Genomic DNA, 12,721 nt, shown 5'->3' on the forward strand with positions numbered 1-12,721 from the left:
CCTTCCGATCAGTGCGCCAGGACCGGAAGCAGTCGTCCGACCGCCCCGCCGAGACCCCATCGCTTCACCAGCGCGTCGAGCGCGGCCGGGTCGCGGGGGGCCTTCGGCAGGGCCGGGTCGAACTCCGGCAGGGGTGCGTCCCCGGCGACCCGGACCACCGTCGGCGCCACATCCAGGTACGCGGCCGCCTCCACGATCCCGCGGCGCTTGGCCGGCGTCAGCTTCGACGTCCGGTCCTCGGCGGCCGCCCGTACGCCCGCCAGGTCCCCGTACTCCGTGATCAGCTGCGCCGCCGTCTTCTCGCCGATGCCCTTCACGCCGGGCAGGCCGTCGCTGGCGTCCCCGCGCAGCGCCGCGAAGTCCGCGTACTGGTCGGGCCGCACCCCGTACTTCGTGCGGATCAGTTCGGCGTCGACGAGGTCGCAGTCCCCGACGCCCTTGCGCGGGTAGAGGACCCGGACGCCCCGTGCGTCGTCCACCAGCTGGAAGAGGTCCCGGTCGCCCGTGACGATGTCCACGGGGCCTGTGGCGCGGGCCGTCAGCGTGCCGATGACGTCGTCGGCCTCGTACCCCGGCGCCCCGATCCGGGCGATGCCCAACGCCATGAGGACCTCCTCGATCACGGGCACCTGCGGTGACAGCGTGTCCGGGATCTCCTCCTCGTCCGGGCCGGTCTCCGTCACCACGGCCACCCGGTGCGCCTTGTACGAGGGGATCAGGTCCACCCGCCACTGCGGCCGCCAGTCGTCGTCCCAGCAGGCGACGAGGTCGTCCGGACGGTGGTCCTGGACGAGCCGGGTGATGAAGTCGAGCAGCCCGCGCACGGCGTTCACCGGCGAGCCGTCGGGGGCCCGGACGGAGTCCGGTACGCCGAAGTAGGCACGGAAGTAGAGGCTGGCGGTGTCGAGGAGCATCAGGCGTCGAGTCACCTCCGTCACTTTAGGGCTCGGTCCGCCTCGGCGGCGCTGGAGCCGCCGGTGCGCGCCCGCGCCCGCCCGCCCCGTATCACGGCAGTGACCCCCGTCACCTTTGCGTTTGCACCGGGTGAACCCGGGCAGGCGCGAGCCCGGAGCGGAACCCGGTACGGGATTCAACGAAGAGAATCCCCCGTACGCGTCGGGTCCGCGGGCCGATCCCGCCCGCTCCACGGCCCGGCCGCTCGGGGGTGGCGGGCCGTTCTCGTTGCTACCCGTGAGGTGTATGTGTCCAGGCTCCAGGCCGACCACCTGTTCAAGGTGTTCGGCAGACGACCCGACGAAGCCGTCCGCAGGCTCGTCGACGGTGCCGACCGCGAGGAGCTGCGCGCCGAGGGGACGACAGCAGCCGTCGTGGACGCCGGTTTCACCGTCGAACCCGGTCAGATCTTCGTCGTGATGGGGCTCTCGGGGTCCGGCAAGTCCACCCTCCTGCGCATGCTCAACGGCCTGCTCGAACCGACCGCGGGACGAGTCCTCTTCGACGGCCGTGACCTCACCGCGCTCTCCCCCCGGGAGCTGCGCACCGTCCGCTCCACCAAGATCAGCATGGTCTTCCAGCACTTCGCGCTCTTCCCGCACCGAAACGTCCTGGAGAACGCCGCCTACGGCCTGGAGGTCCAGGGCGTCCCGCGCGCCGAGCGCGAGACCCGGGCCACCGAGGCCCTCGAACTGTGCGGGCTCGCCGGCTGGGAGAAGTCCTGGCCCGACGAGCTGTCCGGCGGCATGCAGCAGCGGGTCGGTCTGGCCCGCGCCCTCGCCACCGACGCGGACCTGCTCCTCATGGACGAGTCCTTCAGCGCGCTCGACCCGCTCATCCGCCGCGACATGCAGGACCAGCTCCTCGTCCTCCAGCAGCGGCTGAAGAAGACGATCGTCTTCATCACCCACGACCTCAACGAGGCCATGCGGCTCGGCGACCGGATCGCCGTCATGCGGGACGGCCGGATCGTGCAGCTCGGCACGGCCGAGGACATCCTCGTCCGGCCGGCCGACGACTACGTCGCCTCCTTCATCCAGGACGTCGACCGTTCCCGGGTGCTCACCGCCGCCGCCGTCATGACCGCCGGCGCCGTCCCGGCCGACTGTCCCGCCGACTGCGCCTGCCAGGCCGTCGCGCCCGACATGCTCGTCGCGGACCTCTGCGCCGTCGCCGCCCGCGCCCCGCACCCCGTGACCGTGGAGGACGCCGACGGCCGCGCCCTCGGGGTCGTCTCCACGGAACGCCTCCTCGGCGTCATGGGCGGACTCGGCGCGCAGGACGACGAGCACCCCCGAACCGTGCCGGCCGCCCGGGTCCCCCGGGAGACCCCCGACCCCCAGGCCGCCCCCGGCGCGGAACCCACCCCCGGCGAGAGGACCACCCCCGGCGCGGCCTCCGCCCCGGGCGTCAAGGCCACCCCCGCCACCCAGGCCACCCCCGCCACCCCCGGCGCCAAGGAGGTGACCGCCCGTGCCTAGGCTTCCCCTCGGTCAGTGGGTCGACAGTTCCGTCGACTGGCTGCAGGCGCAGTTCTCCTGGCTCTTCGAAGCCGTCAGCACCGGCGTCACCGGCCTCTACGACGGCATCGACGCCGTCCTGTCCGCGCCCCATCCGCTGCTCTTCGCCGGCATCCTCGCCGTCGTCGCCTGGTGGCTGCGCGGCCTCGCCGCCGGTGTCCTCGCCTTCGCGGGATTCGCGCTCGTCGACTCCGTGCAGCTGTGGGACGAGGCCATGGCGACGCTCTCGCTCGTCCTTGTCGCCACCCTGGTGACCCTGGCGATCGCCGTGCCGCTCGGCATCTGGGCGGCCCGCTCGAAGACGGTCAGCGCCGTCCTCCAGCCGGTCCTCGACTTCATGCAGACCATGCCGGCGATGGTCTACCTCATCCCCGGCATCATCTTCTTCGGCGTCGGTGTCGTCCCCGGCATCATCGCCACCATCGTCTTCGCGCTGCCCCCGGGCGTCCGTATGACCGAGCTGGGCATCCGCCAGGTCGACGGCGAACTCGTCGAGGCCGCCGAGGCGTTCGGCACCACCCCGCGCAACACCCTGCTGCGCGTCCAGCTGCCCCTCGCCCTGCCGACGATCATGGCCGGCGTCAACCAGGTCATCATGCTCGGCCTGTCCATGGTCGTCATCGCCGGCATGGTCGGCGGCGGCGGGCTCGGCGGCGCGGTCTACCGGGCCATCGGCAACGTCGACATCGGCCTCGGCTTCGAGGCGGGCGTCTCCATCGTCGTCCTCGCCATGTACCTGGACCGGATGACCGGCGCCCTCGGCCGCCAGGTCTCCCCGCTGGGCCGCCGCGCCGCCGCGAAGGCCCGCGCGGCCCTGAGCTCGAAGCGCCCCGGGGCGAAGCTGTGGGCCCACCGTCCGCAGCCCGTCACCGCCCTCGTCGGTGTCGTCGTCCTCGCCCTCGTCGCCGGCGGCACGGGCCTCTTCGGAGGCGCCGGCTCCACCGCCGCCTCGGGTGCGAACGGCGGCAACGGCAAGAAGATCAGCATCGGCTACATCCCCTGGGACGAGGGCATCGCCTCCACGTACCTGTGGAAGGAACTCCTGGAGCGGCGCGGCTACGAGGTCGACACCAAGCAGCTGGAGGCCGGCGCCCTCTACACGGGCCTGGCCGGCGGGCAGCTCGACTTCCAGACGGACGCCTGGCTCCCCGTCACCCACGCCCAGTACTGGGAGAAGTACAGGAACAAGATGGAGGACCTCGGCTCCTGGTACGGCCCCACCTCCCTGGAGCTCTCCGTCCCCTCGTACGTGAAGGGCGTCGACTCCCTCGACGACCTCAAGGGCAAGGCGGGACAGTTCAAGGGCCGGATCGTCGGCATCGAGCCCAGCGCCGGCATGATGGGCATCCTCAAGGACAAGGTCCTCAAGGAGTACGGCCTCGACGGCGAGTACAAGGTCGTCGACGGCTCCACGCCCGGCATGCTCGCGGAGCTGAAGCGCGCGTACGAGCGCAAGGAACCCGTCGTCGTCACCCTCTGGTCGCCGCACTGGGCCTACTCCGCCCATGACCTGAAGAAGCTCGCCGACCCGAAGGGCTCCTGGGGCAAGGGCGACGGCGTCCACACCCTCGCCCGCAAGGGATTCGCCAAGGAGAACCCCGAGGTCGGGGCCTGGCTGAAGAAATTCTCGATGACCGAGAAGCAGCTCACGGACCTGGAAGCCGTCATCCAGGAGACCGACAAGGGCAAGGAGCAGCAGGCCGTCCGGACCTGGCTGGACCGCAACCCCGGCCTCGCCGAGAAGCTCGCCCCGCGGTAGCCCACCGCGCGGCAGCCGACAGCTGTCCGAAAAGGGGCGGTCGCCGAACGTGTTCGGCGACCGCCCCTTTTCGTCACGACGCGAAACCCCGCCCCAAAGCTGCGTAAGGTTCAGGTAACCGCCCGGTACGAGTACGCGCGAGGCACGAGGGAGGGAGCCGACATGGACGAGAAGGAATCACCCCGCGTGGGCGCGGCCGTCAAGAGGCGACGCAGAGCGCTCCAGCTCACCCTGGCCGTCGTCTCCTCCCGCAGCGGTCTGTCCGTGCCCTTCCTGAGCCAGGTCGAGAACGACCGGGCCCGCCCCAGCCACCGGTCCCTGGAGCTCGTCGCCGAGGCCCTGGAGACGACCGCCGGCGAACTCCTGGCCGCCGCCGAGGCCTCCCGTACCGTCGACGTCGTACGGTCCGACGACCCCTCCCCGGCCCTGCCCGCGGGCGTCCGGTCGCTCGTCCGCGGCCGCCACCAGCTGCACGCCCTGGAGTTCACCGGCGAGCAGGACGCGGGACGCGAGTTCCAGCACCGGAACGACGAGCTGCTGTACGTGGCCGACGGAGCCGCCGAGGTCGAGGCCGAGGGCCGCGCGTACCGGCTGGGCCGCGGCGACACCCTCTACCTCTCCGGCGGGGTGCGCCACCGCTGGCGCGCCACCGAGCCGGGCACGCGGCTGCTCGTCGTCGCCGTCGCCGACCACGTCGAGGCCGAGGTGGAATGAGGGCCATGGGGGCCATCCCGATGAGGGTCGTGTCCCTCGTGCCGTCCCTCACCGAGGCCGTCGCCGTCACCGCGCCCGGTGTCCTCGTCGGTGCCACCGACTGGTGCAGCCACCCCGCGGGCCTCGACGTCGTCCGGATCGGCGGCACCAAGAACCCCGACGTCCCCGCGATCACCGCGCTCCGCCCCGACCTCGTCCTCGCCAACGAGGAGGAGAACCGGGCCCCCGACCTCGCCGCGCTGCGCGCCGCCGGGATCGACGTCCTCGTCACCGAGATCCGTACCCTCGACCAGGGCCTGCGGGAGCTCCGGCGCGTCCTCGCCGCCTGCGGCGTGCCCCGGCGGCCCCGCTGGCTCGACGAGGCCGAGGCGGCGTGGGCCGCGGTCACCGCGGACGCGGCCGGTGGAGCACCGCTCACCGCGGTCGTGCCGATCTGGCGCCGCCCCTGGATGGTCCTCGGGCGGGACACCTTCGCCGGCGACCTGCTCGCCCGCCTCGGTGTGCGCAACGTGTACGCCGACCACCCGGAGCGCTATCCGCGCCTCCCGCTCGACACGCTCCGCGCCGCCGCCCCCGACCTGGTCGTGCTGCCCGACGAGCCGTACCGCTTCACGCGGGACGACGGCCCCGAGGCCTTCCCCGGGACCGCCACGGCCCTCGTCGACGGGCGTCTGCTCACCTGGTACGGGCCGTCCCTCACCGAAGCGCCGCAGGCGCTGGCGCGGGCCCTGCGAGCAGCGCACCGCTGACGAGCCCGCGCACGGTGTGCCGGCCGGCCACCAGCCAGGCCGCCACGAGGAACCCGTACAGGCCGATCGCGAGCCAGCGGAAGACGGCGAGACCGGTGTGCTGGGCGAGCCCCTCGGCACCCGTCACACAGGTCCCGACCGGGAAGGTGAACGCCCAGAAGGTCATCGCGAAGCCCATGCCCCGCCGTCGCGCCCGCAGCACCATCGCGCCGGCGAGCGCCAGCCAGAGCAAGGCGAAGCCCATGACGGGGACCCCGTAGAGGACGGCGAAGGCGGCGAAGCCGTGTGCGTACGGGGCGGGCAGGACCCCCGGCGCCACGTCGGCGAACTTGTTCGCGGCGGTCGTCGACTGGCCGAGGGGGCCGAGGACGAGGAAGAGGGTGGGGGTGAGCGCGAGCGGCAGCGGCCCGCCGGTCACGAGCCGGCCGAACACCAGCGGCAGCATGACCAGGGTCGCCAGCAGACTCACGCCGAACATCGCCCAGCAGACGATGAGGAGTGTCTCCCGCGCCTGCCCGGCGGGCAGGTGGGGCACGAGCAGCGGGCCGAGGGCGGCGGAGACCATGGGGGCGACCACCGGCAGCAGCCACACCGGGGACGCGCTCTCGATCCTGTGGTGGACCACCATGAGGTACGGGACGGCCACGGCGGCCGCGAGACCGACGACCGTGCCGACGGTGAACAGGACGGCGTCGAGCGCCACGGCGGCGGGGAGACCGATCCAGTCCCGGCCGACGACCATCGCCCCGCCGCCGACGGCGAGCAGCGCCATCGAGGCGCATCCGTGGAACGGCGCGACGGCGGGGTCCAGGAGGTGGGCGCGGGCCTGGTCGCGGTGGTGGAGCCAGTGCACGGCGCGGGCGGCGACGAGGACGAGCAGCATCGCGAGGGACAGCGCCCACACCGCGGCGCAGAACGTGCGGAGTCCGGGCACGGGCAGCGGGAGGCCCGCGCCGGCGGTGGCCACGATGGCCGTACCCATCACGGGGGCGTACCAGTTCGGTCCGAGGTGACGGACGGTACGGGTGCGAGGGCCGGCCGGCCGGGCGCCGTGGGTGGTGGCGCGGTATGCCGGACGGAGAGGTGCGAGGCTTGCCATGGTCCCACCGTCGCCGGGTTCTCCGGCCCCCACCAGGGATCATGCGGCTATGACGTCATAAGCTGGCTTTATGAGCGAGCGGAAGCGTGGCAGCGGGACGCGCGGGGGTGACGCGCGCGGGAGCGAGGCGTACGGGGGTGACGTGCGCGGCGGCGAGGCGTACGGGGGTGAGGCGCGCGGCGGCGAGGCCCATGGGGGCGGGGTCCGGGCCCAGCTCCACCACCGGGTGCCGGACCTCGGCGCCCTCGAACTGCTCCTCGCCGTCGCCCGGCACGGCAGCCTCGGCGCCGCCGCCCGCGAGGTCGGCATCACCCAGCCCGCCGCCAGCAGCCGCATCCGCTCCATGGAGCGGCAGCTGGGCGTGGCCCTGGTCGACCGCTCGCCGCGCGGCTCCCGGCTCACCGACGCGGGCGCGCTCGTCACCGACTGGGCGCGGCGGATCGTGGAGGCGGCGGAGGCCTTCGACGCGGGCGCGCAGGCCCTGCGCGGGCGGCGGGACTCCCGGCTTCGGGTGGCCGCGTCCATGACGATCGCCGAGTACCTGCTGCCGGGCTGGCTGATCGCGCTGCGCGCCGACCGGCCCGACACGGCGGTGTCGCTCCAGGCCGGGAACTCGGCGGTGGTCGCGGAACGGCTCCTCGCCAACGAGGCGGACATCGGCTTCGTGGAGGGGCTCGCCGTGCCGGACGGCCTCGACGGGGTAGTCGTCGCGCACGACCGGCTCGCGATCGTGGCCGCCCCCTCGCACCCGTGGGCCCGCCGCCGCGGCCCCCTGGACCCGGCGGAGCTGGCGTCGACCCCGCTGGTCCTGCGGGAACGCGGCTCCGGCACCCGGCAGGTCCTGGACGCGGCGCTGTCCGGCCACGGCGGGCTCGCGCAGCCGCTCCTCGAACTCGCCTCCACGACCGCGGTCAAGGCGGCCGCCGTCAGCGGGGCCGGCCCGGCCGTCCTCAGCGAACTCGCGATCGCCGAGGAACTGGCCTCCCGCCGGCTGGTCGCCATCCCCGTCGAGGGCGTCCAGCTGCGCCGCGACCTCCGGGCCGTCTGGCCCACCGGCCACCGCCCCACGGGCCCGGCCCGCGACCTGCTCTCCCTGACGCGCGGCTAGGCCGTGTCCGGAAGGGCGCCCCGGGCCTCCGACGCCGACGCACGCGTCAGGTCCGCCGCGCTCTACGCCCTCCTCATGCGCGACGACCCCGCGCTCCTCGCCGCCCGCGCCGCTGCCTGAGCGGGCGCGCGCGGCCGGGCCCGAGCGCGCACACGCCGGGTCGGACCCGTCCGGGTCCGAGCGGGCGCGCGCCGGGTCAGACCCGCCCGAGGGCGGCCTCCACCAGCCCCCGCATCACCCGCGGGTCGTCGCCCAGCTCCGGATGCCACTGGACGCCGAGCGCCCAGGCCGGGTCGGCCAGTTCGACCGCCTCCACCGTGCCGTCCTCCGCGTGGGCCGAGGCGGCGAGACCCGCGCCCAGCCGGTCCACGGCCTGGTGGTGGTAGGTCGGGACCTCGGTGAGTTCGGGAACGAGGGAGGCGTACCGGCTGCCCGGCACCGGCTTCACCGCGTGCCGGCCGACGACCCCGACCGCGTCCACGTGCCCGTCCAGGTGCTGCACCAGCGTCCCGCCCAGGGCCACGTTCAGGAGCTGCATGCCCCGGCAGATGCCGAGCAGCGGGGTCCCGGACGCCAGGGCCGCGTCGATCAGGGCCAGCTCCCAGGCGTCCCGCTCCCGGGCCGGCGGGCCGGTGCGGGGGTCGCGCTCGGCCCCGTACCGCACGGGCTCGACGTCCGCCCCGCCCGCGACGACCAGCCCGTCGAGCCGGGCCACGACCGCCGCGGCGGCCTCCGGCCCGTCCGGCGGCAGCATCACCGCGAGCCCGCCGCTCTCCTGGACGAGCCGCGGATAGCGGGCGGGGAGCAGGGCGGCCCGCATGTCCCACACCCCCCACCGGGCCTGGTCGAGGTAGGTCGTCACGCCGATGATCGGCTTGGGCACGGGAGTTCCTCCGGAAACGACGGGAGAGACGGGAGAGACGGGGGCGACGGGATGGACGGGCGCGAGGCGGCGGACGGGCGGGACCCGCGTCAGTCGCGCGCGAGGTCGGCCTCCGCCTCGGCGAGGGCCGCGAACTCCTCCTCGGGCGCCCTCGCCACCAGATGGTGTCGACTGTAGAACGCGAAGTAGGCGAGGGCGACCACGTACACCCCGAGCGCCATGAACGCCGCCGTCCGGTCCACCAGGAAGGTCGCGACCAGGGCCGAGAGGGCCAGGACGAAGGCCACGGAGGAGGTCACGGTCCCGCCGGGCGTGCGGTACGGCCGGTGCAGCCCCGGCTCGCGCCGCCGCAGCACGATGTGGGAGAGCGCCATCAGGGCGTACGAGATGGTGGCGCCGAACACGGCGATGTTGAGCATCCGGGCCCCGTCCCCGGTCCCGGCGGCGAGCGCGAAGCCGATCGCGCCCGGGATGAGCAGCCCCAGGTAGGGCGACTTGCGGCGGCTGGTGAGCGAGAGGAAGCGGGGCAGGTAGCCGGCCCGGGAGAGGGCGAAGAGCTGGCGCGATCCGGCGTAGATGAGGGAGAAGAAGGAGGCGACGAGTCCCGCGAGGCCGGCGTAGTTCACGAACCTGCTGAGCGCCGTCGGCTCCCCCTTCCCCTGGAGCGCCGTGACCAGCGGGTTTCCGTCCGTCTGGAGGATCGCCGAGCCGCGCGCTCCGGTGGCGGCGAGGAACGTCACGACCGCGAGGAGGGCCAGGACGCCCATGGAGATCGCGAGCGCCTTCGGCATCGACCGCGCCGGGTCCTTGGCCTCCTCGGCGGCGAGCGGCACACCCTCGACGCCGAGGAAGAACCACATGCCGAAGGGGAACGCGGCCCAGATGCCGAGCAGGCCGAACGGCAGCCAGGAGTTGGATCCGAAGGCCTCGCCGTCGACCGGGATGTCGTTCAGCCGATCGACGTGGAAGTCGGAGAACGCGCCGAACGCGAAGACGACGAGCGCGGTGACGGCGATCGCCGTCACGATCAGGCTGAAGCGCAGTGCCTCGCCCACGCCCCACAGGTGGATGCCGATGAAGAGCGCGAAGCAGACCAGGTAGACGGGCCAGCCGGACGTCAGGCCGAAGAGGCCGAGGCTCTCGACGTAGTCGCCGATGAAGAGGGAGATCGCGGCGGGGGCGAGGACGTACTCGATGAGGATCGCGGTGCCGGTCAGGAATCCGCCCCAGGTGCCGAGGGCCCGGCGGGCGAAGCCGTAGCCGCCGCCCGCCGTGGGCAGGATGGCGGAGAGTTCGGCGAGGGCGAAGACCAGACAGGCGTACATGGTGCCCATCAGGACGGTGGCGACGGCGAGCCCGCCGAAGCCGCCCTTCGACAGGCCGATGTTCCAGCCGGCGAAGTCGCCGGAGACGACGTACGCGACGCCGAGCCCGGTGAGCAGCAGCCAGCCGGCGCTGCCGCGCCGCAGCGCCCGGCGCTCCAGGTAGTCGTCCTTCGGCGGTGCGGTGCCCCCGGACGTCCCTCCGGGCTTGCCCCCGGGTGTGCTCCCGGTCGTGTCTTCGAGCGTCATGGCAGCGTCAGCTCCCCGCAGCGGGCCCAATGGATTGAGGCCATACCTTTGCGGTGGTCGACGGGGGAGCGCAACCCCCGTGCGTCACTTTCGAGTCACGCGGGGAGGGTGCCGCGGCCCCCGGCGCGGGTACGGCGGTCCCGGCCGGCGCGCCTCACGTCAGGAAGCCCCGCAGCAGGGCCGCCGTCCCCGCGCAGTGCTCCCGCATCACCTCGCGGGCCGCGTCCGCGTCCCCGTCGAGGACCGCCTCCACGAGGGCGGTGTGCTGGTGCTGGGAGTGCTCCAGGTTGCGTACGAGCAGGGGGATGCAGTCCAGGAGGTCGTTCACCGTGGCCCGGACGGCCGCGTACCGGGCCGTCAGGGTCGGCGAGCCGGAGAGCTCGGCGAGCGTGAGGTGGAGCAGGGTGTCCTGACGGCGGTAGTCGGCCAGCGGCGCGTCGTGCGTGGCGGCCAGCGCGGCCCGCAGCCGCTCGGCGCCCGCCGGTTCGAGGCCGTGGGCCGCGCAGAGTCCGGCGGCCCCCACCTCCAGGACCTCACGGAAGCGCAGGGTGTCCTCCATGTCGACCGACGCGATCCGGCGGCGCAGCTCGTCCTCGTCGGCCGTCTGGACGCGGGGCAGCACGAACGTTCCGCCGTACCGGCCGCGCCGGCTCTCCACGAGCCCCTGCTCCTGGAGCACCTTGAGGACCTCGCGCAGGGTGACCCGGCTGATCCCCATCCGGTCGGCCAGCTCCCGCTCGGCGGGCAGCCGCTCGCCGCCCGGCACGAGCCCGAGCCGTACCACCTGGAGGATCTGCTCCAGTGCCTCCTCGAAGCCGTTGCCCGCCCGCACCGGCCGCAGCACGGGCGTCAGCCGGTCCGCCGATTCACTCGTACTGGCCACGTTCTCGTTTCCCCTTCTCCCGCACTTCCCAAGCAATGGTCTTCCGCAATACCTTATGACTTCCGGCAGGCCGAAGGAGGAGCAATCCCGTGGCAGACCGCACACCCCCGCTCACCGTCGAGAAGCTCCGTGCCCTCGTCGCGAGCGGCGAGATCGACACCGTCGTCCTGGCCTTCCCCGACATGCAGGGGCGGCTCCAGGGCAAGCGGTTCGCCGCCCCGTTCTTCCTGGACGAGGTACTCGGCCACGGCACCGAGGGCTGCAACTATCTTCTGGCCGTCGACACCGAGATGAACACCGTCGAGGGCTACGAGATGTCCTCCTGGGCGCGCGGCTACGGCGACTTCGCCATGCTCCCGGACCTCGCCACCCTCCGCCGGCTCCCCTGGAACGAGGCAACCGCCGCGGTGACGGCCGACCTCGCCTGGGCCGACGGCACCCCGGTCGTCGCGGCACCCCGCCAGATCCTCCGCCGCCAGCTGGAACGCCTCGCGGAGCACGGTCTCACCGCCCACGTCGGCACCGAACTCGAGTTCATCGTCTTCAGGGACAGCTACGAGCAGGCCTGGGACGCGAACTACCGCGGCCTCACCCCCGCCAACCAGTACAACATCGACTACTCCGTCCTCGGCACCGGCCGCGTCGAACCGCTCCTGCGCCGCATCCGCAACGAGATGACCGGCGCCGGACTCACCGTCGAGTCCGCCAAGGGCGAGTGCAACCCCGGCCAGCACGAGATCGCCTTCAAGTACGACGAGGCCCTCGTCACCTGCGACCAGCACGCCGTCTACAAGACGGGCGCCAAGGAGATCGCCGCACAGGAGGGCTACGCGCTCACCTTCATGGCGAAGTACAACGAACGCGAGGGCAACTCCTGCCACATCCACCTCTCCCTCCAGGACGCGGACGGGACGAACGTGATGGCCGGGGACGACGAGCACAGCATGTCCGCGACCATGCGGCACTTCCTCGCCGGACAGCTGTCCGCCCTGCGCGACTTCTCCCTCCTCTACGCCCCCAACATCAACTCGTACAAGCGGTTCCAGCCCGGCTCCTTCGCGCCGACCGCCGTCGCCTGGGGCCACGACAACCGCACCTGCTCGCTCCGGGTCGTCGGCCACGGCCGCTCCACCCGCTTCGAGAACCGCCTCCCCGGCGGCGACGTCAACCCCTACCTCGCCGTGGCCGGCATGGTGGCGGCCGGACTGCACGGCATCGAGCAGCGGCTCGAACTGCCCCCGCCCTGCGCCGGAAACGCGTACACCGCCGAATACGCGCACGTGCCCACCACCCTGCGCGAGGCCGCCGAACTCTGGGAGACCAGCGAGATCGCCAAGGCCGCCTTCGGCGCCGAGGTCGTCGCCCACTACCGCAACATGGCCCGCGTCGAGCTGGAGGCCTTCGACGCCGCGGTGACCGACTGGGAACTGCGCCGCTCCTTCGAACGCCTCTGAACCGGACCCTCCCCACGTACGCGTACG

At 73.3% G+C, this 12,721-nt stretch carries 11 protein-coding genes; 6 read left to right on the forward strand and 5 right to left on the reverse strand.

The genetic code is table 11. The features are described from left to right. Window positions 1-8: 8 nt before the first annotated feature. Window positions 9-914 carry a 5'-3' exonuclease gene (locus tag AMK29_RS28590; protein ID WP_073818472.1) on the reverse strand — a complete coding sequence of 302 codons (906 nt, stop codon included), beginning with the start codon at window positions 912-914 and terminating at the stop codon, window positions 9-11. A 288-nt stretch (window positions 915-1,202) separates the two neighbouring features. Here AMK29_RS28590 and AMK29_RS28595 point away from each other — a divergent pair, with 288 nt between their 5' ends. The 4 genes from AMK29_RS28595 to AMK29_RS28610 all read left to right on the forward strand — a co-directional run bounded on the left by AMK29_RS28595 (window position 1,203) and on the right by AMK29_RS28610 (window position 5,696). Then, window positions 1,203-2,435: a quaternary amine ABC transporter ATP-binding protein gene (locus AMK29_RS28595; RefSeq protein ID WP_241845747.1), complete on the forward strand. Its 1,233-nt coding sequence runs from the start codon at window positions 1,203-1,205 to the stop codon at window positions 2,433-2,435. Next, a complete protein-coding gene (locus AMK29_RS28600) occupies window positions 2,428-4,233 on the forward strand; it encodes an ABC transporter permease/substrate binding protein (RefSeq protein ID WP_073818474.1) in 1,806 nt (601 codons plus the stop codon). Before AMK29_RS28595 ends, AMK29_RS28600 begins: the two co-directional genes overlap by 8 nt. A 162-nt stretch (window positions 4,234-4,395) precedes the next feature. Beyond that, a complete protein-coding gene (locus tag AMK29_RS28605) occupies window positions 4,396-4,947 on the forward strand; it encodes a helix-turn-helix domain-containing protein (RefSeq protein ID WP_073818475.1) in 552 nt (183 codons plus the stop codon). Window positions 4,948-4,952: 5 nt separating this feature from the next. Further along, the gene (locus tag AMK29_RS28610; protein ID WP_241845748.1) at window positions 4,953-5,696 is read left to right on the forward strand and encodes a helical backbone metal receptor; all 744 of its coding nucleotides are present in this window, start codon (window positions 4,953-4,955) and stop codon (window positions 5,694-5,696) included. On the opposite strand, the gene AMK29_RS28615 is transcribed toward AMK29_RS28610, so the two are convergent. Next, window positions 5,644-6,795, reverse strand: a complete 1,152-nt coding sequence (locus tag AMK29_RS28615) for a TDT family transporter (RefSeq protein ID WP_073818477.1) — start codon at window positions 6,793-6,795, stop codon at window positions 5,644-5,646. The genes AMK29_RS28610 and AMK29_RS28615 overlap by 53 nt on opposite strands. A 70-nt stretch (window positions 6,796-6,865) precedes the next feature. On the opposite strand from AMK29_RS28615, the gene AMK29_RS28620 reads away from it, so the two are divergent. Continuing rightward, window positions 6,866-7,903 (forward strand): LysR family transcriptional regulator, encoded by a 1,038-nt coding sequence (locus AMK29_RS28620; RefSeq protein WP_241845749.1) that lies wholly within the window; start codon window positions 6,866-6,868, stop codon window positions 7,901-7,903. 196 nt (window positions 7,904-8,099) lie between these two features. Here the strand turns inward: AMK29_RS28620 and AMK29_RS28625 are convergent, their stop codons facing one another. The 3 genes from AMK29_RS28625 to AMK29_RS28635 form a co-directional block, all read right to left on the reverse strand. Then, window positions 8,100-8,786 (reverse strand): gamma-glutamyl-gamma-aminobutyrate hydrolase family protein, encoded by a 687-nt coding sequence (locus AMK29_RS28625; protein WP_073818479.1) that lies wholly within the window; start codon window positions 8,784-8,786, stop codon window positions 8,100-8,102. Between the two features lie 89 nt (window positions 8,787-8,875). Then, complete coding sequence (gene eat / locus AMK29_RS28630; RefSeq protein WP_073818480.1) at window positions 8,876-10,357, reverse strand: ethanolamine permease; 1,482 nt, start codon at window positions 10,355-10,357, stop codon at window positions 8,876-8,878. A 154-nt stretch (window positions 10,358-10,511) separates the two neighbouring features. Further along, window positions 10,512-11,240: a FadR/GntR family transcriptional regulator gene (locus AMK29_RS28635; RefSeq protein WP_073818482.1), complete on the reverse strand. Its 729-nt coding sequence runs from the start codon at window positions 11,238-11,240 to the stop codon at window positions 10,512-10,514. Window positions 11,241-11,329: 89 nt separating this feature from the next. On the opposite strand from AMK29_RS28635, the gene AMK29_RS28640 reads away from it, so the two are divergent. Then, complete coding sequence (locus tag AMK29_RS28640; protein ID WP_073818483.1) at window positions 11,330-12,694, forward strand: glutamine synthetase family protein; 1,365 nt, start codon at window positions 11,330-11,332, stop codon at window positions 12,692-12,694. The last annotated feature ends 27 nt before the right edge of the window (window positions 12,695-12,721 follow it).

This window comes from Streptomyces sp. CB02261 (assembly GCF_001905665.1).
Lineage (GTDB): Bacteria > Actinomycetota > Actinomycetes > Streptomycetales > Streptomycetaceae > Streptomyces.

What these genes read in the sequence shown, in the direction of transcription:
- AMK29_RS28590 (WP_073818472.1), bottom strand. Translation starts at nt 914, where the DNA reads ATGCTCCTCGACACCGCCAGCCTCTACTTCCGTGCCTACTTCGGCGTA.
- AMK29_RS28620 (WP_241845749.1), top strand. Translation starts at nt 6,866, where the DNA reads ATGAGCGAGCGGAAGCGTGGCAGCGGGACGCGCGGGGGTGACGCGCGC.
- eat (WP_073818480.1), bottom strand. Translation starts at nt 10,357, where the DNA reads ATGACGCTCGAAGACACGACCGGGAGCACACCCGGGGGCAAGCCCGGA.
- AMK29_RS28605 (WP_073818475.1), top strand. Translation starts at nt 4,396, where the DNA reads ATGGACGAGAAGGAATCACCCCGCGTGGGCGCGGCCGTCAAGAGGCGA.
- AMK29_RS28610 (WP_241845748.1), top strand. Translation starts at nt 4,953, where the DNA reads ATGGGGGCCATCCCGATGAGGGTCGTGTCCCTCGTGCCGTCCCTCACC.
- AMK29_RS28615 (WP_073818477.1), bottom strand. Translation starts at nt 6,795, where the DNA reads ATGGCAAGCCTCGCACCTCTCCGTCCGGCATACCGCGCCACCACCCAC.